The 16325-nt window shown below is 62.2% G+C and carries 17 protein-coding genes; 12 read left to right on the top strand and 5 right to left on the bottom strand.

Annotation, left to right across the window (positions count from 1 at the left end):
* Nucleotides 1–109: 109 nt before the first annotated feature.
* From benA to PFZ56_RS24715, 6 genes are all read left to right on the top strand, one after another.
* Nucleotides 110–1474, top strand: coding sequence for a benzoate 1,2-dioxygenase large subunit (benA, locus tag PFZ56_RS24740; protein WP_170004832.1), 1365 nt, complete (start codon nucleotides 110–112; stop codon nucleotides 1472–1474).
* Nucleotides 1471–1959 carry a benzoate 1,2-dioxygenase small subunit gene (gene benB / locus PFZ56_RS24735; RefSeq protein ID WP_170004834.1) on the top strand — a complete coding sequence of 163 codons (489 nt, stop codon included), beginning with the start codon at nucleotides 1471–1473 and terminating at the stop codon, nucleotides 1957–1959. Before benA ends, benB begins: the two co-directional genes overlap by 4 nt.
* Before the next feature lie 10 nt (nucleotides 1960–1969).
* A complete protein-coding gene (gene benC / locus PFZ56_RS24730; RefSeq protein ID WP_170004836.1) occupies nucleotides 1970–2983 on the top strand; it encodes a benzoate 1,2-dioxygenase electron transfer component BenC in 1014 nt (337 codons plus the stop codon).
* Between the two features lie 142 nt (nucleotides 2984–3125).
* The gene (locus PFZ56_RS24725) at nucleotides 3126–3899 is read left to right on the top strand and encodes a 1,6-dihydroxycyclohexa-2,4-diene-1-carboxylate dehydrogenase (RefSeq protein WP_102881761.1); all 774 of its coding nucleotides are present in this window, start codon (nucleotides 3126–3128) and stop codon (nucleotides 3897–3899) included.
* Nucleotides 3900–4188: 289 nt separating this feature from the next.
* The gene (locus PFZ56_RS24720) at nucleotides 4189–4920 is read left to right on the top strand and encodes an alanyl-tRNA editing protein (protein WP_222933857.1); all 732 of its coding nucleotides are present in this window, start codon (nucleotides 4189–4191) and stop codon (nucleotides 4918–4920) included.
* A complete protein-coding gene (locus PFZ56_RS24715; RefSeq protein ID WP_222933858.1) occupies nucleotides 4921–5856 on the top strand; it encodes a hypothetical protein in 936 nt (311 codons plus the stop codon).
* Nucleotides 5857–5922: 66 nt separating this feature from the next.
* Here PFZ56_RS24715 and PFZ56_RS24710 read toward each other — a convergent pair whose 3' ends face one another.
* The 3 genes from PFZ56_RS24710 to PFZ56_RS24700 all read right to left on the bottom strand — a co-directional run bounded on the left by PFZ56_RS24710 (nucleotide 5923) and on the right by PFZ56_RS24700 (nucleotide 8696).
* A complete protein-coding gene (locus PFZ56_RS24710; protein WP_170004838.1) occupies nucleotides 5923–6468 on the bottom strand; it encodes a hypothetical protein in 546 nt (181 codons plus the stop codon).
* Nucleotides 6469–6654: 186 nt separating this feature from the next.
* Nucleotides 6655–8037 carry an ATP-binding protein gene (locus PFZ56_RS24705; protein ID WP_123394591.1) on the bottom strand — a complete coding sequence of 461 codons (1383 nt, stop codon included), beginning with the start codon at nucleotides 8035–8037 and terminating at the stop codon, nucleotides 6655–6657.
* The gene (locus PFZ56_RS24700; RefSeq protein ID WP_019092959.1) at nucleotides 8034–8696 is read right to left on the bottom strand and encodes a response regulator; all 663 of its coding nucleotides are present in this window, start codon (nucleotides 8694–8696) and stop codon (nucleotides 8034–8036) included. The genes PFZ56_RS24705 and PFZ56_RS24700 overlap by 4 nt, the downstream gene beginning before the upstream one ends.
* Before the next feature lie 172 nt (nucleotides 8697–8868).
* On the opposite strand from PFZ56_RS24700, the gene PFZ56_RS24695 reads away from it, so the two are divergent.
* The 6 genes from PFZ56_RS24695 to PFZ56_RS24670 all read left to right on the top strand — a co-directional run bounded on the left by PFZ56_RS24695 (nucleotide 8869) and on the right by PFZ56_RS24670 (nucleotide 14919).
* Entirely contained in the window at nucleotides 8869–9135 is a 267-nt protein-coding gene (locus PFZ56_RS24695) for a PepSY domain-containing protein (protein ID WP_110596106.1), read from the top strand.
* Nucleotides 9135–9680: a cytochrome b/b6 domain-containing protein gene (locus tag PFZ56_RS24690; RefSeq protein ID WP_102881757.1), complete on the top strand. Its 546-nt coding sequence runs from the start codon at nucleotides 9135–9137 to the stop codon at nucleotides 9678–9680. Before PFZ56_RS24695 ends, PFZ56_RS24690 begins: the two co-directional genes overlap by 1 nt.
* Nucleotides 9681–9725: 45 nt before the next feature.
* Nucleotides 9726–11021 (top strand): exo-alpha-sialidase, encoded by a 1296-nt coding sequence (locus PFZ56_RS24685; protein WP_170004839.1) that lies wholly within the window; start codon nucleotides 9726–9728, stop codon nucleotides 11019–11021.
* Nucleotides 11021–11632: a hypothetical protein gene (locus PFZ56_RS24680; RefSeq protein ID WP_170004841.1), complete on the top strand. Its 612-nt coding sequence runs from the start codon at nucleotides 11021–11023 to the stop codon at nucleotides 11630–11632. The genes PFZ56_RS24685 and PFZ56_RS24680 overlap by 1 nt, the downstream gene beginning before the upstream one ends.
* Nucleotides 11633–11681: 49 nt before the next feature.
* Complete coding sequence (locus PFZ56_RS24675) at nucleotides 11682–13715, top strand: LTA synthase family protein (protein WP_170004845.1); 2034 nt, start codon at nucleotides 11682–11684, stop codon at nucleotides 13713–13715.
* A 184-nt stretch (nucleotides 13716–13899) separates the two neighbouring features.
* A complete protein-coding gene (locus PFZ56_RS24670; protein WP_170004843.1) occupies nucleotides 13900–14919 on the top strand; it encodes a DUF4238 domain-containing protein in 1020 nt (339 codons plus the stop codon).
* 192 nt (nucleotides 14920–15111) lie between these two features.
* Here the strand turns inward: PFZ56_RS24670 and PFZ56_RS24665 are convergent, their stop codons facing one another.
* Together PFZ56_RS24665 and PFZ56_RS24660 are read right to left on the bottom strand one after the other, a co-directional pair.
* Entirely contained in the window at nucleotides 15112–15222 is a 111-nt protein-coding gene (locus PFZ56_RS24665) for an HNH endonuclease (protein ID WP_394304497.1), read from the bottom strand.
* 321 nt (nucleotides 15223–15543) lie between these two features.
* Nucleotides 15544–16305 (bottom strand): SDR family NAD(P)-dependent oxidoreductase, encoded by a 762-nt coding sequence (locus tag PFZ56_RS24660; RefSeq protein ID WP_077934476.1) that lies wholly within the window; start codon nucleotides 16303–16305, stop codon nucleotides 15544–15546.
* Between the last annotated feature and the right edge of the window lie 20 nt (nucleotides 16306–16325).

Raw genomic sequence — 16325 nt, 5'->3', positions numbered from 1 at the left:
CAGAGCAATCTGCAGAAAACGGATACAGGTCTGCACGCATTGGCTATTGCCCGTTCCAAGCCCGCCCTAGCATGGCCCTGCCTGAATAAAAACAATGGAGGCGGCGGCCATGTCCCTGCGACCCGAATACCTGCATTCCCTGCTTGAAGAAGACCCCGACCAGGGCGTCTACCGCTGCAAGCGGGAGATGTTCACCGACCCCCGGCTGTTCGATCTGGAGATGCAGCACATCTTCGAAGGCAACTGGCTGTACCTGGCCCACGACAGCCAGATCCCCAATCCCAACGACTACTACAGCACCACCATGGGCCGGCAATCGATCTTCATTGCCCGCAACAAGAACGGTGAACTCAACGCCTTCATCAACGCCTGCAGCCATCGCGGCGCCATGCTCTGCCGGCACAAGACCGGCAACAAGGCGTCCTTCACCTGCCCGTTCCACGGCTGGACCTTCAACAACACCGGCAAACTGCTCAAGGTCAAGGACCCGGCCGCCGCCGGCTACCCGGCCAGCTTCAACTGCGAAGGCTCCCACGACCTGACCCGCGTCGCGCGCTTCGAGTCCTACCGTGGCTTTCTGTTCGGCAGCCTCAACCCCGACGTGTTGCCCCTGGTGGAGCACCTGGGGGAGTCGGCGAAGATCATCGACATGATCGTCGACCAGTCCGCCGACGGCCTGGAAGTGCTGCGCGGCTCCTCCAGCTACATCTACGAAGGCAACTGGAAGCTCACCGCCGAGAACGGCGCCGACGGTTACCACGTCAGCTCGGTGCACTGGAACTACGCCGCCACCCAGAACCAGCGCAAGCAGCGCGAGGCCGGGGAAGACATCCGCACCATGAGCGCCGGCACCTGGGCCAAGCAGGGCGGTGGCTTCTACTCCTTCGACAAGGGCCACATGCTGCTCTGGACCCGCTGGTCCAACCCCGAGGACCGGCCGCTGTACGAACGCCGCGACGAGCTGGCCCGGGACTTCGGCCAGGCCCGGGCCGACTGGATGATCGAGAACTCGCGCAACCTGTGCCTGTATCCCAACGTCTACCTGATGGACCAGTTCAGCTCGCAGATCCGCATCGCCCGGCCGATCTCCGTGGACCGCACAGAAATCACCATCTACTGCATTGCGCCCAAGGGCGAGAGCGACGAAGCCCGGGCCCGGCGCATCCGCCAGTACGAAGACTTCTTCAACGTCAGCGGCATGGCCACCCCGGACGACCTGGAGGAATTCCGCTCCTGCCAGCTCGGCTACCAGGGCAGCAGCACGGCCTGGAACGACATGTCCCGTGGCGCCGAGCACTGGGTCCAGGGCGCGGACGACGCAGCGAAAGAAATTGACCTGCAGCCGATCCTCAGCGGCGTGCGCACCGAGGACGAAGGCCTGTTCGTGATGCAGCACAAGTACTGGCAGCAGACCCTGCTCGCGGCCCTGGAGCGTGAAGCCTCACTGCAGATCGCAGTGGAGGCCGTGCAATGAATATTTCCTACGATGTCGTGCGCGATTTCCTGTACCGCGAAGCCCGCTACCTGGACGACAAGGACTGGGACAGCTGGCTGGAGCTCTACGCCCCGGACGCCACCTTCTGGATGCCCTCCTGGGATGACCGCGACCAGTTGACCGAAGACCCGCAGCGGGAAATCTCGCTGATCTGGTACGGCAACCGCAGCGGCCTGGAAGACCGGGTGTTCCGCATCAAGACCGAGCGCTCCAGCGCCAGCATTCCCGACACCCGCACCTCCCACAACCTGAGCAATATCGAGCTGCTGGAGCAGGGCGACGGCCTGTGCAAGCTGCGCTTCAACTGGCACACCCTCAGCTTTCGCTACAAGACCGTGGACAGCTACTTCGGCTGCAGCTTCTACACCCTGGATGTGCGCGGCGAAAACCCGCTGATCCTGGCCAAGAAAGTCATCCTGAAGAACGACTACGTTCGCCAGGTCGTCGATATCTACCACCTCTGAGGCGACTGCCATGAGCCATCAAATCGCACTCAATTTCGAAGACGGCGTCACCCGTTTCGTCAACGCCAACCCGGGCGAAACCGTGGCCGACGCCGCCTACCGCCAGGGCATCAACATCCCCCTGGACTGCCGCGACGGCGCCTGCGGTACCTGCAAATGTTTTGCCGAGGCGGGGCGCTACGAGCTGGGCGAGGACTACATCGAAGACGCTCTGAGCGCCGACGAGGCCGAGCAGGGTTTTGTCCTCACCTGCCAGATGCGCGCCCTCGGTGATTGCGTGGTGCGGGTGCCGGCTTCGTCCCAGGTCTGCCGCGCCGGGCAGGCCATCTTTCAGGCCAGCATCAGCGCGGTGCGCCAGCTGTCCGACAGCACCATCGCCCTGTCGATCAAGGGCGAAGCCCTGAGCCAGCTGGCGTTCCTGCCGGGGCAATACGTCAACCTCGGGGTACCCGGCAGCGAACAAACCCGGGCCTATTCCTTCAGCTCGCTGCAGCGCGACGGCGAGGTCAGCTTCCTGATCCGCAATGTGCCCGGCGGCCTGATGAGCAGCTTCCTCACCGGTCTCGCCAAAGCCGGTGACAGCATGACCCTGGCCGGGCCCCTGGGCAGCTTCTACCTGCGGGATATTCGCCGGCCCCTGCTGTTGCTGGCCGGCGGCACCGGGCTGGCGCCGTTCACTGCCATGCTGGAGAAAATTGCCGAGCAGGGCAGTGAGCATCCGCTGCATTTGATCTACGGCGTGACCAACGATTTCGACCTGGTGGAACTGGATCGCCTGGAAGACTTTGCCGCGCGCATCCCGCAGTTCAGCTTCAGCGCCTGCGTGGCCAACCCCGAAAGCGACTACCCGCGCAAGGGCTACGTGACCCAGCACATCGAGCCGGCGCACCTCAACCAGGGTGATGTGGACGTGTACCTGTGCGGCCCGCCGCCGATGGTCGAGGCAGTGAGCCAGTTCATCCGCGAACAGGGCATCGCCCCGGCGAATTTCTATTACGAGAAGTTCGCCGCCAGCGCCGCCTGAAGGGCGCCTCGCCGCTGTAGGAGCTGGCTTGCCAGCGAAGGCGTCCACAAGAGCGCTGCTAGGCTCAAGGGCCTCTTCGCCGGCAAGCCGGCTCCTACGTTGGGCTGCGTCCTGTCCATCTTTTTGCACTCACGAGGTTTCCATGAACCGTTTCCACAACCAAGTCGCCCTGGTCACCGGCGCCGCCCAAGGCATCGGCCGTCGCGTTGCCGAACGCCTGGCCGAAGAGGGCGCTCGCGTGGTGCTGGTGGACCGCTCCGAACTGGTCTTCGAACTGGCCGCCGAACTGAGCCCCCGCTACCCGGTCCTGGCCCTGACCGCCGACCTGGAGCAGTACAGCGAATGCAGCCGGATCATGGCGGCGGCCATCGCCCACTTCGGCCGCCTCGACATCCTCATCAACAACGTCGGCGGCACCATCTGGGCCAAGCCCTTCGAACACTACGAACCGGCGCAAATCGAAGCCGAAGTCCGTCGCTCATTGTTCCCCACCCTGTGGTGCTGCCACGCCGCCTTGCCGCAGATGCTGGAGCAGGGCAGCGGCGCCATCGTCAACGTCTCGTCCATCGCTACCCGCAGCCTCAATCGCGTGCCTTACGGCGCGGCCAAGGGTGGGATCAACGCACTCACCGCCTGCCTGGCCTTCGAAACCGCCGGTCGTGGCGTGCGGGTCAACGCCACCGCTCCGGGTGGCACCGAAGCCCCGCCGCGGCGCATTCCGCGCAACAGCGCTGAACAAAGCCCCGAGGAGCAAGTCTGGTACCAGCAGATCGTCGATCAGACCCTCGACAGCAGCCTGATGAAACGCTACGGCAACGTCGACGAACAAGCCGCAGCCATCCTGTTTCTGGCCTCCGCCGAAGCCTCCTACATCACCGGCACAGTGCTGCCGGTGGGCGGCGGCGACCAGGGCTGAGGGGCAGTCTCCTGCTGAATGACCGACCTGTAGGGGCCGGCTTGCCGGCGAATGCGTCCGCGAGATCGCTTTCGCCGGCAAGCCGGCTGTTACGGTAATCGCGTATTGGGTTGGCTTTCGCACGAGGGGTAGGCTGGGGATTGTGTGTGCCGAAAATTAATCCAGCGGATTTATTATTAATCCCGGGGTTGAATATTTATCGGCAGATGGTTCTTAATGCACCACACAGGCAACGGCTATTCATGGGAATCCCCGGCCGGCCGTGAATGCTCAAGGACGCGAGGCCCACATGAACCCAACCCTTCCTTTGTTTCACCAGCAACCCTACCTGCAAACCGTGCAATGCCAGATCCATCGGCTTGAACGGGACGATTCGGGTGCGCCCTTCGCTCTATTGAGCGAGACGGTGTTCTATCCCCAGGGCGGCGGCCAACTGGGGGATCGGGGGCTGCTGACCCTCAGCGAACCCGGGGCCGGTGATGTGTCGCAGGTGATCGAGATCACCACCACCAAAAGGAAGGACGACGAGATCAGGCATTACCTGAAGCTGGATGACGCCGGGTTCGGGCAGCTGCAATCACTCGTGCCGGGGCAAGTGGTGACGGCGACCCTGGATTGGTCCCTGCGCTATCAGCAGATGCGCATTCATTCGGCCATGCACCTGATGCACTGCCTGCTGGAGCAGACGCTGGGGCGCTCGATTCCACACCCGGTCCGCTCGCCGTTGAATGACCAGGGCGGGGAAAATCACTATGAGTTCATGGGCGAGTTCGATGAGCAGAGCCTGGAGCGCGCCACGCAAGAGCTGAATCGCTTTTGCGCGGCCGGTCATGCCGTCAGAACCCAGGCCGATACCGGCAAAGGTCCAGGTTATCGCTGGTGGCAGTGTGGCGAATGGTCAATCCCCTGTGGCGGCGTGCATGTCGGCAATACGCGAGAGATAGGGGCCGTCACTGCCAGCATGAAAATCAGGAAAAACACCACCCGGGTCGCTGTCTCGTTCGCGGTAGAGGTTGAGTAAATGTCGGAGAACCAGCAGGCCTTTGGCGCGTTTCTCACCCAGTTGCGCCTCGAAAGCGGCCACCTGAAAATTTCAACTTTTCTGGAAACCGTGAACATTCCGTTTTCCGCCAACCACTACCGGGACGTCGAGGCAGGGCGCAAGCACCTGAGCCTTGAGTCAGCCGTCGAACTGCATGACCAACTGGGCATCGTCCCCGCCAGCAAGTCGAGTTTCGATTACTACTGGCATTACTTTCGTGATTTGTTGCCGGCCCCCGTGCACGAAATGCTGTTTGGCAAAGGGGTGGAGGTCAAGGATCTTTCCGCCATGCTCGAGGTGCGCGAACACGACTCCAAGCTACTGCGCCGCGCCTTGAGCCTGAGCCGCTACGAACGTGAGTTCATCGTCACCGAAGAGATCATTGCAGCCTTCAAGGAACACTTCGAACTGCTGCCGTTGATGACCTATCTGTACATGGTGGACAGCGCCTCGGTGGCCGAAATCCAGGCGGTGTGCCAGCAGCTCGGCCTGGCCTACAACGCGCGTACCGAAGCCTTCCTGAGCCTTGTGGCCAAGGAGCGCAGCACCCCGCAGTCACCCTTCGTGCGCCATGCCCCCACCTTGAGAATGCCCAGAACCGCAGAGGCCCTGGCGCTCAAGGACCGGTTCCTGCGTCACGAGATCGACCGATCGTTGACCAAGCCCGAGCAAAGCGAATATTTCAATGTGTCCGGATCATTCAAGTACAGCGCGATGGTCACGCTCAAAGCGGCGGAAATCGAAGAGATCCAGGACCGCCTTGTCGATCTGTTTTCAGTGATCGAAGTGCACAACAAATCTTCCGGACAACTGGAAGACCCAGGGGCTGATCCCTACTTCTTCGGGTTGGTGGTGTCGGGCCGCCCGGAGTACGACGGGCGCGCGGGGCGATCGAAAAAAAACAGCAAGGGATGAAGCAGGCGCTGGCCGCTGCCACCCATGGCCACAGCCGAGCACTGGGTGGAGACGGCCCAAGCGGCGCTATGACCTGTTCTGGGGAATGGCATAGGGCAGGGTGATGGGCGGCGCGTCCTGCAAAGGCCGCGAAGACTTCGCCATCAGATAGCCGATGATCTGCGCCGAGCTGAGCTCGATATGCAACAGGTCTTCATCGTCAAACCACGCGTTGGGCCAGAAGATCAGGTCCGAGGTATTGGCCTCGGGGAAGTTGGTTTCCAGCAGGTTCAGGGCGTAGTCCGTATCAGACTCCGTGCCCTCGCCTTGGCAGATGAAATCCGCCACGGCGCACGCTTCGTCGAAGCTCAGGTCGTCAACGTAGCGCTCTTGATGAAAGGCCGTGCGCAGAAAGTTCGCCGCGCTGGTATGGCTGTGCATGTCGCGAAATTCGTGGAACTCGAAAGGCCGGCCGGCGTGGCTGTTCCACTGCTGGATCAGCGCACTGATCTCGGGGCTTTCCCGTTCCTGGTTGTCCCAGATCCGGTCGAGGATCTGCTTGAGCAAGTCTTTCATCAACGCCCGTATTTTCGGCGTCGCGGGTGTTGGTTTCAGCCGTTCCGGCATGGCCATGGGTATCTCCTTGATTGTCATTTCATACGGCTGGTGGAGGGGGCCGCGAGATCGCCTTCGCCGGCAAGCCGGCTCCTACGGGGGGATGGTGCGTGCTTGTGTAGGAGCTGGCTTGCCAGCGAAGACGCCCGCCAGACCACCCCCCATTCCCGAGCGGCGCACAGGATAGGCCTTCCGCGCCGCCGACTAAAGCGCTGGCCCCAGCAACAACAACGCACACAACCCGCCCTCAGGCCGATTGCGCAATTCCAGACGGCCACCGATCTTGCTGACGATCATCTGCACAATCGCCAGCCCCAGCCCAGCGCCATGGGCATTGCCCTGGCTGTAGAAGCGCTCCAGCAAACGCCCGCGCTCCTCTTCATTGATGCCGGGCCCGGCATCTTCCACGCACAGGTGCATCGCGCCATCGGCTTGGGGCCGCAGGCCGACCCGCACTTCGCTGCCCGCGGGGGCAAAGTTCAGGGCGTTGGTCACCAGGTTCTGCAGGGCAATGGCCAAAGCCACCGGGTCGGTGTCGATCAGGCAGCCTTCGTCGCCTTCCAGCACCAGTTCAACATCCTTCTCCAGGGCCAAAGGCGTCAGCTCCGCCAGCTCTTCGCGCACCAGGGCGCTGAGGTCGATGCGGCTCAGGCGCGGGTTGCTCAGCTGCGGCTCGATGCGCGCCATGGTCAGCAGCTGACTGCCGATGCGGGTGGCGCGGTCGACGCCGCTCAGCAAAAAGTCCAGGGCTTCCTGGCGTTGCTCCGGGCTGCCGGCGCTCTGGGCGTTCTGCGCGTGAATCCGCAGGATCGCCAGGGGCGTGCGCAGTTCATGGGCGGCGTCGGCGATAAAGCGTCGCTCGCGCTCCAGCAGGCTGTCGATCTGCGCCAACAACTGGTTGAGGGCGGTCTGCATCGGCTCCAGGTCCTGGGGCAGGGGCTTGAGACCGAGGGGTTGCAGGGTGTCGCTGCTGCGCCCGCGAATGGCCCGGGCCATGGCCCGCAGTGGCGCCAGGCCCCAGCCGATGGTCAGCCAGATCAGCAACGCCAGCAGCGGCACGCCGATCAGGGTCGGCCACAGGGTATGGCGCACGATGCGCTGGATCAGGTCCTGGCGGATGTCATCGCGCTCGCCAACCCAGATCAGCAAGCCCTGTTGCGGGTCGGCCAGCAGAAAGGCGCACCAGTCCTTGCCGTTTTCCAGGATGTCGTGGGCGCCCAGTGTTGTGGGCGGTGCCTCCAGCAGCGGGGCCTCGGCGGAGCGCATCAGCAACTGGCCGTCGTCGCGCCAGACCTGGAAGGTCAGGCGGGTTTCATAAGGGTGGGCCGCGCCGTCCACGCCGACCCGGCTCATGGCCTGGTCGAAGGCCTGGTGCAGGCGCTCCCAGTCCGCTGCGTCCGGCTTTTGAGCCGGGTCGCGCTGGCGCAGCACCCCTTGCAGAAGGCGCGCGCTCTGGGCCAGCTGGGCGTCGTAGACCTCTTCGATTTCATGGTGGCTGTCGCGCAGCACCAGCCAGCTGATCAGCAAATCCCCCAGCAACACCAGGACCAGGACCGGCAGCAGAATCCGCGTGCGCACCGAGTTCATGGCTTGAGCGCCAGCACGTAACCGACGCCGCGCACGGTGCGGATCAGCTCGCTGCAGAGCTTCTTGCGCAGGTTGTGGATCAGCACTTCCAGGGTGTTGCTCTCGACCCGGTCCTGCCAGCCGTACAGCGCCCGGGACAGGCGCTCGCGGGTCACCACCTTGCCCGGGCGTACCATCAGCTGGTGCAGCAACTGGTATTCCATAGGCGTCAGCACCACTTCGTTGTCTTGGTAGTGCACCTGCTGGTTGGCCGGGTCGAGGCGGATGCCGGCGTGTTCCAGCAGCGGCTGGGCACGACCCTGGCTGCGGCGCAGCAGGGCGCGGACCCGGGCCTTGAATTCCTCGACATCGAAGGGCTTGACCAGGTAGTCGTCGGCCCCGGCATCCAGCCCGGCGATGCGCTCGGCGGTGCCGTCGCGGGCGGTGAGAATCAGCACTGGCAGGTCCTGCTGGGCGGCGCGCAATTGCTGCAACAACTCCAGACCGTCGAGCCGCGGCAGGCCCAGGTCCAACAGCAACAGGTCGAAGCTTTCCGTGCGCAGGGCGTGCAGGGCGCTGGCGCCGTCCTGCAGCCAGTCCAGGGTGTAGCCTTCGGCGCTCAGCGCCACGCGGATGCCCTGGCCGAGGGCACGATCATCTTCGACAAGCAGCAGGCGCATGGGGCGGTTCTCGGTAGGGCGAGGGGGCAGGGAAGGGGCGCATGATGACGCCGGCCAGGGTCCATCGGCAGGGGTTTTTAGCGGGGAAAATGTTACCGCGCGTTGCCAACTAAGCTTTCACTAAGCTTGGTTTTGCACAGTGCAATCTCCCCCATTACCGGAGCGTTTCTCTATGCGCAAAGTCCTGCTGCTGTCCCTGGTTCTCGCCAGCCCCCTGGCCATCGCCGGCCCGCAATGCACCACCGCCGAACGTTCGCAATGGCAAGACCCGCAAGCCTTCCAGGACCAGCTCAAGGCCCAGGGCTATCAGATCAACAAGTTCAAGGTCACTGACGGCAACTGCTACGAGATCTACGGCTTCGACAAGGACCAGCGCAAGGTCGAGATCTACCACGACCCGGTCACCGGCAAAGCGGTGAAGACCGAGATCAAAGGCTGATGCCGCACGCTTCCCTGCGGCTGTGGGACCCGCTGGTGCGACTGTTTCACCTGTCCATCGCCGGGGTCTTTATCGGCAACTACTTCTTCAATGAAGCCGGTGACGACTGGCATGTCTGGCTCGGCTACTACGCCATGGCCTGGCTGCTGCTGCGCACGCTGTGGGGATTTGTCGGGCCGCGCAGTGCGCGCTGGTCCGACTTCTGGCCGACCCGGGCCCGGCTGGCGGGGCATCTGCGCTCGCTGCGGGCCGGGCGCCCCGAGCATCGCCTGGGGCATTCACCCCTCGGTGCCTTAGTGATGCTGCTGATGCTGCTGGCCCTGTTGCTGATCGGCATCAGCGGTTTTCTGATGGAAGAGGTCGATGCCCTGTGGGGCGCCGACTGGCCGCTGCAAGTGCACGAAACCAGCGCCGATGTGCTGCTGGGCCTGGTGCTGCTGCATGTGTGCGCGGCGATTTTTGAAAGCTTCCAAGTGCGCGACAACCTGCCGTTGTCGATGCTCACCGGCCGCCGCCGACCCTTGCCGGACAGTGATCGGCACTAATGGTTTTTCCCTTGTACCCACCCTGTATTTGCCACGGGCTCCTGTATGCGTGCGCTGTCCTTTCGCCTGAGCTTCATCTGCAGCAGCCTGCTCTTGGCCGCCGTCTTTATCGCCGCCTGGCGCAGCCATCCTCCCCATCAGCTGGCGCCGTTTGCCCAGGCTGCGGTCAGCAGCGATACGGCTACGACCAACAGTACGCCGCAATACAACAGCCGCTTCGTCTCCTCGGACCTGGATGACTTCGTGCATTCGTCCTCGGTGACCGCCTTACCCGGCGGCGACCTGATGGCCGTGTGGTTCGCCGGCTCCCGGGAAGGCGCCGCCGACGTCCAGGTGCGCAGCGCACGCTTTGACGCCAAGACTGGCGAGTGGGGCGCCGAGCAGGTGCTGGCCACCCGCGAATCGACCCGTGACGGCACCGGGCGCTATATCCGCAAGCTCGGCAACCCGGTGATCGCCCTGGGCCCGGACCAGCGCCTGTGGATGTTCTACGTTTCGGTGTCGGTGGGCGGCTGGGCCACCAGCGCCATCAACCTGATGGTTTCCGACGACCTGGGGCGCAGCTGGTCGGCGCCGCGACAGCTGGTGACCTCGCCGTTCTTCAACATCAGCACCCTGGTGCGCGCCGCGCCGGTGTTCCATGCCGACGGCTCGATCGGCCTGCCGGTGTACCACGAGTTCATGGGCAAGTTCGCCGAGTATCTGTACCTGAGCGCCGATGGCGCGGTGATCGACAAATTCCGCATCAGCCGTGGCAAGCACTCCCTGCAACCGACCATCGTGCCCCTGGACGAACGCCGCGCCATAGCCATGCTGCGCTACGCCGGCGACACCCACCACAAGGTCCTGGCCAGCCGCACCGAAGACGCCGGGCAGACCTGGAGCGAGCCCTATCCGCTGCAACCGTCCAACCCCAACTCGTCCCTGGCGGCGGTGGGCACCGACGACCAGGGCCTGCTGGTGGCCCTTAACGACCTGCAGGACGGGCGCTTCAAGCTCAGCCTGTACGGCACTGACGCCGGCCTCAGCCAATGGCGCCCTCTGGTGGAACTGGACCAGTCCCCCGACCCCCTGGGCCAGCCGTTTTCCCACGAGGCCTACAAGGACATCATCGGCGAAGGCTTCCGCGCCTCCAGCGGCGCCCGCCGCCTGCCCCTCGAACAGCGCTTTCTGAGCAACCTCGACTACCGGGTGTGCAAGCCCCAGGGCTGCGACTTCGAGTACGAATACCCCTACTTCAGCCGCGGGGCGGACGGCCTGTACCACCTGGTCTATTCCTGGAACAACACCTTTATCAAGCACGTCAGCTTCAACGCGGCGTGGCTGGCGGAGCGCTTGTGATGATGTCGCTATGGCAAGCCCACCTGAGTTTTATCCTCCTGGGCTTTGTGCTGCTTGGCAGCCTGCGCCTGACCGCACCCTGGCGGCCCTGGCTGCTGCCCGTGCTGGCGCTGGTCAGCTTTATTCCGCTGAACCAGCTGCCGCTGGCGGCCTATGTACGCAGCTTCACCGATGATCTGGCCATCAGCACCCTGGTGCTGCTGGGCTGGGTCAGCCTGCGGCACTTGGGGGTGATTGCGCCCTTGCCAGCCAAACACCGGGTGCAGGTTTTGCTGCTGTTTATCGGCCTGACCCTGAGCCTGTACCCCGCGACCCTGGGCCTGACCTACCTCGACCCCTACCGCTGGGGCTACAACCCACGGCCGATGATCGTGCTGATGGGCCTGGCGGCGCTGGTGCTGCTGTGGCAGCGCAACCTGCTGGGGGTACTGATGCTGGCAGCCGGGACCCTGGCCTTTGCCCTGCGCCTCAAGCCTTCGGAAAACTACTGGGACTACCTGCTGGACCCGCTGCTGGCGGGCTACTGCCTGATCGCCGGCAGCGGCGGTCTGCTGCTGTGGCTGTGGCGCCGCGTCACCCAGCGCCGCCGCGGGCAGCCCCTTGCCGGGTAAACCAACCGGCCGCGCCGCGGCCTTCGACAACACCACACAGAGGTCAATGATGGGCGGGTTGCAATCACGCCGCCTGCGCTACGGCGTGGGCGCAATCGGGCTGGTATTCGGCTTGCTGGCACTGCTGCGGCTGCTGTTCGCCGTGGGTTTTTCCGGGGTGGACCTGAGCGCCGCCGATCAGCGCGAGGCCATTCTGCAGACCCTCGGCATCGGCCTGCGCTTCGACCTGCGCCTGACCCTGCTGCTACTGCTGCCCCTGGCCCTGCTGGCCTGGCTGCCGCGCTGGAACCTGCTGCGCCTGCCAACTTTGCGCTGGCTGGCCCGGGCCTACCTGCTGCTGGTGCTGGGCGGGGTAGGGCTGCTGTACATCATCGACTTCGGCCACTACGCCTACCTCGGCGTACGCATCAACGCCACGGTGCTGCGCTACCTCGACGACGCACAGATCTCCCAGCAAATGCTCTGGGAAAGCTACCCGGTGCTGTGGATCGTCCTCGCCTGGGGCAGCGCCCTGAGCCTGTGGTGCTACGCCTTGCTGCGCCTGGAACGCCTGACCCTAGACCGCCCGGCGCAACCCCTGGGCCGCTGGTCCCTGGCCAGCGTCAGCGCCCTGGGCATCGCCGCCGTGTTCCTCGCCCTGCTGGGCCGGGTGGAAAACCTCAACCTGGAAAACCCCGTGCCCCTGCGCTGGAGCGACGCCTATTTCTCCGGCAACAGCCAGATCGCCGCCCTGGGCCTCAACCCCATGCTGTTCTTCTACGACACCCTCAAGGCCGGCCAAGCCCAGTACGACGAAGCCCAAGTGCGGCAACACTACCCGGCCCTGGCCCGCTACCTCGGCGTCGACCACCCGGACCCGCACAGCCTGAACTTCACCCGCCAACAAGGCATTCAGCCGTACCGCATCGACCGCCCCCGGCCGCCCAACGTCATCTTCGTCATGCTCGAATCCCTCGGCACCAGCGCCGTGGGCGCCTACGGCAACCCGCTCAACCCCACCCCCAACCTCGACCGCCTGGCCAGCCAGAGCTGGTTCTTCAAACACTTCTACGTCCCGGTCACCGGCACCGCCAAGACCGTGTGGGCCAGCATCACCGGTGTGCCCGACGTCACCCGCCAAGAGACCGCCACCCGCCAGCCCCTGATCACCCGCCAACACAGCCTGATCAACGCCTTCAGCGACTACCACAAGCTCTACCTGATCGGCGGCAACGCCGGCTGGGCCAACATCAACGGCCTGATCCGCCAGAGCATCGACAACGTGCGCCTGTACGACGAAAGCCACTGGCAATCGCCCCAGGTGGACGTCTGGGGCATCTCCGACCTCGACCTGTTCAAGGAAAGCGACCGCCTGCTGCGCGCCATCCCCCAGGACCAGCCGTTCTTCGCCTACCTGCAAACCTCCGGCAACCACCGCCCGTTCACCATCCCCAAGGACAACGACGGCTTTCAAGCCCAGGACCTGCCCCTGGAACAGGTCCAGGCCGCCGGTTCCCGCAGCCTGGAGCAATACAACGCCGTGCGCCTGCTGGACTTCAACATCGGCCGCCTGATGGACATCGCCAAAGCGGGGGGCTACTACGACAACACGATTTTCGTGTTCTTCGGCGACCACAACACCCGCATCAGCCAGATCCCCCACATGGCCCCCGCGTTTGAACAGCTAGGGCTGGAAAGCAACAACGTACCGCTGCTGATTCATGCCCCGGGGATGTTGCAGCCCAGAGTGATCGAAGAAGCCGTCGGCCTCGCCGACCTGCTGCCCACCGTGGCCGGCATGGCCGGGATGCCCTTCACCAATGGCGCCATGGGGCGGGACATTCAACAGCCTGCTCCGGAGGGGGAGCGGGTGGTGCCGCTGGTATTGAGGGAAGGGACCTTTCCGGTGATTGGCGGCGTGACCAAGGACTTTTTGTTGCAGATGCAGCACGACGGTAGCGGACCGACCCTTCACGATTTGGCCTCACCCACCCCACGCGACGACGTGGCCCAGCAACACCCTGAAGAGTTTCAGCGGTTGCTGGAATTGACTAGGGGGCTGCACGAAACGGCACGCCTGATGCTGTATAGGAATGTGCGTTAGACCTTTCGACTTCATCGCATTAACTAACGTACTGGCTCACATTCCGGTACAGGTGTTGTCGTCTTGATTGACATCGAGTGGTCGCTTTAATAAGTTCGGCGCCCGATTGATGACCTATAGCCAAAACGGCTGAGAACATCGAGCTTTGTTGAAGTCCACAGGCCAGCGTCAGCAAGGAGGCTGCATGTCTCAGCAACACAATGACAATCACTACGTTCCACAGCTGTATCTCAAGCAATGGGCGATTGAGGGCAAAGTACTTGCCTATCGACTGCTGGTTCAAAACCCCAACGTACCTCAATGGAAAAAGTACACGCCCAAAGGTATTGCTTACTATCGGCACCTTTATGTCTACACCTACGCCAAAGGTGAAACCGACGAGTTCGAGCGATGGCTTGATAGCGAGTTTGAGTCTCCGGCTAAAGCTGCCATTGAGAGGGCGACAACTGGGCAGCGCTTAACTCCGCGAGATTGGGAACTTTTAATACGGTATCTCGCTGCGCAAGATGTTCGGACGCCTGCCCGACTAAGGGAGTTTCTTGTGTATCAGCAGGAGCATCTTCCAAGCCAACTAGACGAGGTGCTCCCGCGTACTCTTAAACAGTTGGAAACCCAAGCCAGCCTCGGTCTGGACATTCAAGTTTCTACTCAGCAGCAACTCGATTCAGCACCAGTAAAGGTGACCTTTGAGCCCCATTCGGATCGACCAGGCGGTACGATTCAGGCAAAGACTCTCATTGGCCGCAAGCTTTGGGTGGATGCCACGCGGTATGTACTGCAAAACGTGATGCCTGAGCTGATGAAGCACAAGTGGACGATTTTCACTGCACCTGGTGATTTCGAATGGTCTACCAGTGACGATCCTGTAATACGCCTGGATACGTTGAGCAAACCGTATAACTTTAAAGGAAGATGGGGCGGCGAAAGTGGCTTTATCCTGCTTCCTCTAAGTCCTAAGCATCTATTGTTCACAAGTTTTGGTCAGCGTATGCCTCCTCGTGGAAAGAAGGTGTCCATTGAGTTTGCTATGCAGATAGAAAAAATCATTGTGGAGCATGCTTATCGTTATGTGTTCTCTACAAAAAAACACGATATGCGTACCCGCCGTCCAAGAATTGAGTGTGCAGAGTCGTTTAAAGAGGAAGAAGCAATCTGGAAAAATTGGCATCGCGATCAAAGTCATGCGGAGCGACAACTGCTTTAAATCAACCAATTTTCAGGTAACAGATAAGGGTTAGGGCCTGCCCTGGAGCTTGCAAGGGCGCTTAAGCTGTCCTCTTTTCCAGACGGCGTTAGCCGTCAGCGAAATGGTATTTAACAACCATTAATGGGTATTTGATTTTTGGTTTGTTTGGTAGCGCTCCTTGACTTCAGCCACGCTCAGCCACTTGCGTTGCTAATGCACCACCCGATGGCAATTGGCACACAACAACGCCAAATCAGCGAGCTTAGTTTTGTCACCCGGCTGGAGCGTGTGCAGAGGTTTAGTGTGATGGACATCAATCACACCCTCCACATCTGCACCACAGGTTTGGCTGAAGTTAAAACCACACGCCTAACACTGCAGCGCTCCATGTTGCTTCAGCGCCTCTTCCTTTTTGCGCTTAACGATTTTCTTGTCTCTTTCCCGTACCCGATGCACCCGGGTGAGCACTTTGCCTTCCTCTGCTTCGAAGAAGCCTGGGTCATCCGCTGCACTTAAATCGATAGGGTATCCGCGCGCCAGTGTCCTTTAGCCCGCTCTGAAAACTATGGTGTCCATCCTTTGGGCGAGTCGGTGAAACAGAGTGACTCGTCTACTCATCTGCTCCACCGGAGCACGCTAAACCTAGGTCAGATTCAACCCGCCGTCTGAGAGGAGTATCTCGCCGGTTAAGTAGTCCGACTCGACCAGCATTACAACAGCTTTTGCGATGTCGTCTGGGCTAGCGGCCCTGCGCATAGGGGCGCGAGTTCGCCATAGCTCTTGGGCACCCGTCCACTCTGCGGTCATAGGTGTGTCGACCAAGCCAGGCGCCACAGCGTTTACGCGAATATCTGGCCCCAGGGATAACGCGAGCAAGCGGGTCATGTGATTAAGCGCGGCTTTACTGACCGCATAGGGAATCGATGCACCTTTAGGACGAATACCGGCATGGGAACTGATATTTACGACGCAACCTGCTCGACGGTAACGGGCGGCATCGCGCAATGCCGACTCGGCCAATGTGACGAGGTGGAACGGCGCCACGACATTCACCTCGTTAAGTTCGTGCCACACCGTCGAGTTGGCCGAGGCAAGGTCGCCGTGGGGAATCACTTTGCTAATACCGGCGTTATTGACCAATACGTCGAGCTGCCCCCACGCGGCGATCGCCTCGTTAATAAGCCTGACCCTGTCAGCTTCGACAGCAAGATCAGCTTGCACGTAAATAGCCTGCTGCATTTCGGCAGCCATAGTGCGTCCCGTATCCGCAGAATTTCGCGAATGGATCACCACCGCATAGCCTGCCTGGCTTAGTACACGTGCAATGGCTGCGCCGATACCGGAAGTGGATCCTGTAACCAAGGCGACGCGTAATACGTTATCGATTGTCGGATTGGGGTTCATATGGATTTCTCTAATGGGTT

Source organism: Pseudomonas danubii (assembly GCF_042980055.1).
GTDB classification, from domain to species: domain Bacteria; phylum Pseudomonadota; class Gammaproteobacteria; order Pseudomonadales; family Pseudomonadaceae; genus Aquipseudomonas; species Aquipseudomonas danubii.
This window is presented reverse-complemented; position numbering and strand designations above follow the sequence as displayed.

Excerpts from the sequence above, each read along its gene's own strand:
- benA (WP_170004832.1), top strand. The coding sequence starts at position 110 with ATGTCCCTGCGACCCGAATACCTGCATTCCCTGCTTGAAGAAGACCCC.
- benB (WP_170004834.1), top strand. The coding sequence starts at position 1,471 with ATGAATATTTCCTACGATGTCGTGCGCGATTTCCTGTACCGCGAAGCC.
- benC (WP_170004836.1), top strand. The coding sequence starts at position 1,970 with ATGAGCCATCAAATCGCACTCAATTTCGAAGACGGCGTCACCCGTTTC.
- PFZ56_RS24725 (WP_102881761.1), top strand. The coding sequence starts at position 3,126 with ATGAACCGTTTCCACAACCAAGTCGCCCTGGTCACCGGCGCCGCCCAA.
- PFZ56_RS24720 (WP_222933857.1), top strand. The coding sequence starts at position 4,189 with ATGAACCCAACCCTTCCTTTGTTTCACCAGCAACCCTACCTGCAAACC.
- PFZ56_RS24715 (WP_222933858.1), top strand. The coding sequence starts at position 4,921 with ATGTCGGAGAACCAGCAGGCCTTTGGCGCGTTTCTCACCCAGTTGCGC.
- PFZ56_RS24710 (WP_170004838.1), bottom strand. The coding sequence starts at position 6,468 with ATGGCCATGCCGGAACGGCTGAAACCAACACCCGCGACGCCGAAAATA.
- PFZ56_RS24705 (WP_123394591.1), bottom strand. The coding sequence starts at position 8,037 with ATGAACTCGGTGCGCACGCGGATTCTGCTGCCGGTCCTGGTCCTGGTG.
- PFZ56_RS24700 (WP_019092959.1), bottom strand. The coding sequence starts at position 8,696 with ATGCGCCTGCTGCTTGTCGAAGATGATCGTGCCCTCGGCCAGGGCATC.
- PFZ56_RS24695 (WP_110596106.1), top strand. The coding sequence starts at position 8,869 with ATGCGCAAAGTCCTGCTGCTGTCCCTGGTTCTCGCCAGCCCCCTGGCC.
- PFZ56_RS24690 (WP_102881757.1), top strand. The coding sequence starts at position 9,135 with ATGCCGCACGCTTCCCTGCGGCTGTGGGACCCGCTGGTGCGACTGTTT.
- PFZ56_RS24685 (WP_170004839.1), top strand. The coding sequence starts at position 9,726 with ATGCGTGCGCTGTCCTTTCGCCTGAGCTTCATCTGCAGCAGCCTGCTC.
- PFZ56_RS24680 (WP_170004841.1), top strand. The coding sequence starts at position 11,021 with ATGATGTCGCTATGGCAAGCCCACCTGAGTTTTATCCTCCTGGGCTTT.
- PFZ56_RS24675 (WP_170004845.1), top strand. The coding sequence starts at position 11,682 with ATGGGCGGGTTGCAATCACGCCGCCTGCGCTACGGCGTGGGCGCAATC.
- PFZ56_RS24670 (WP_170004843.1), top strand. The coding sequence starts at position 13,900 with ATGTCTCAGCAACACAATGACAATCACTACGTTCCACAGCTGTATCTC.
- PFZ56_RS24660 (WP_077934476.1), bottom strand. The coding sequence starts at position 16,305 with ATGAACCCCAATCCGACAATCGATAACGTATTACGCGTCGCCTTGGTT.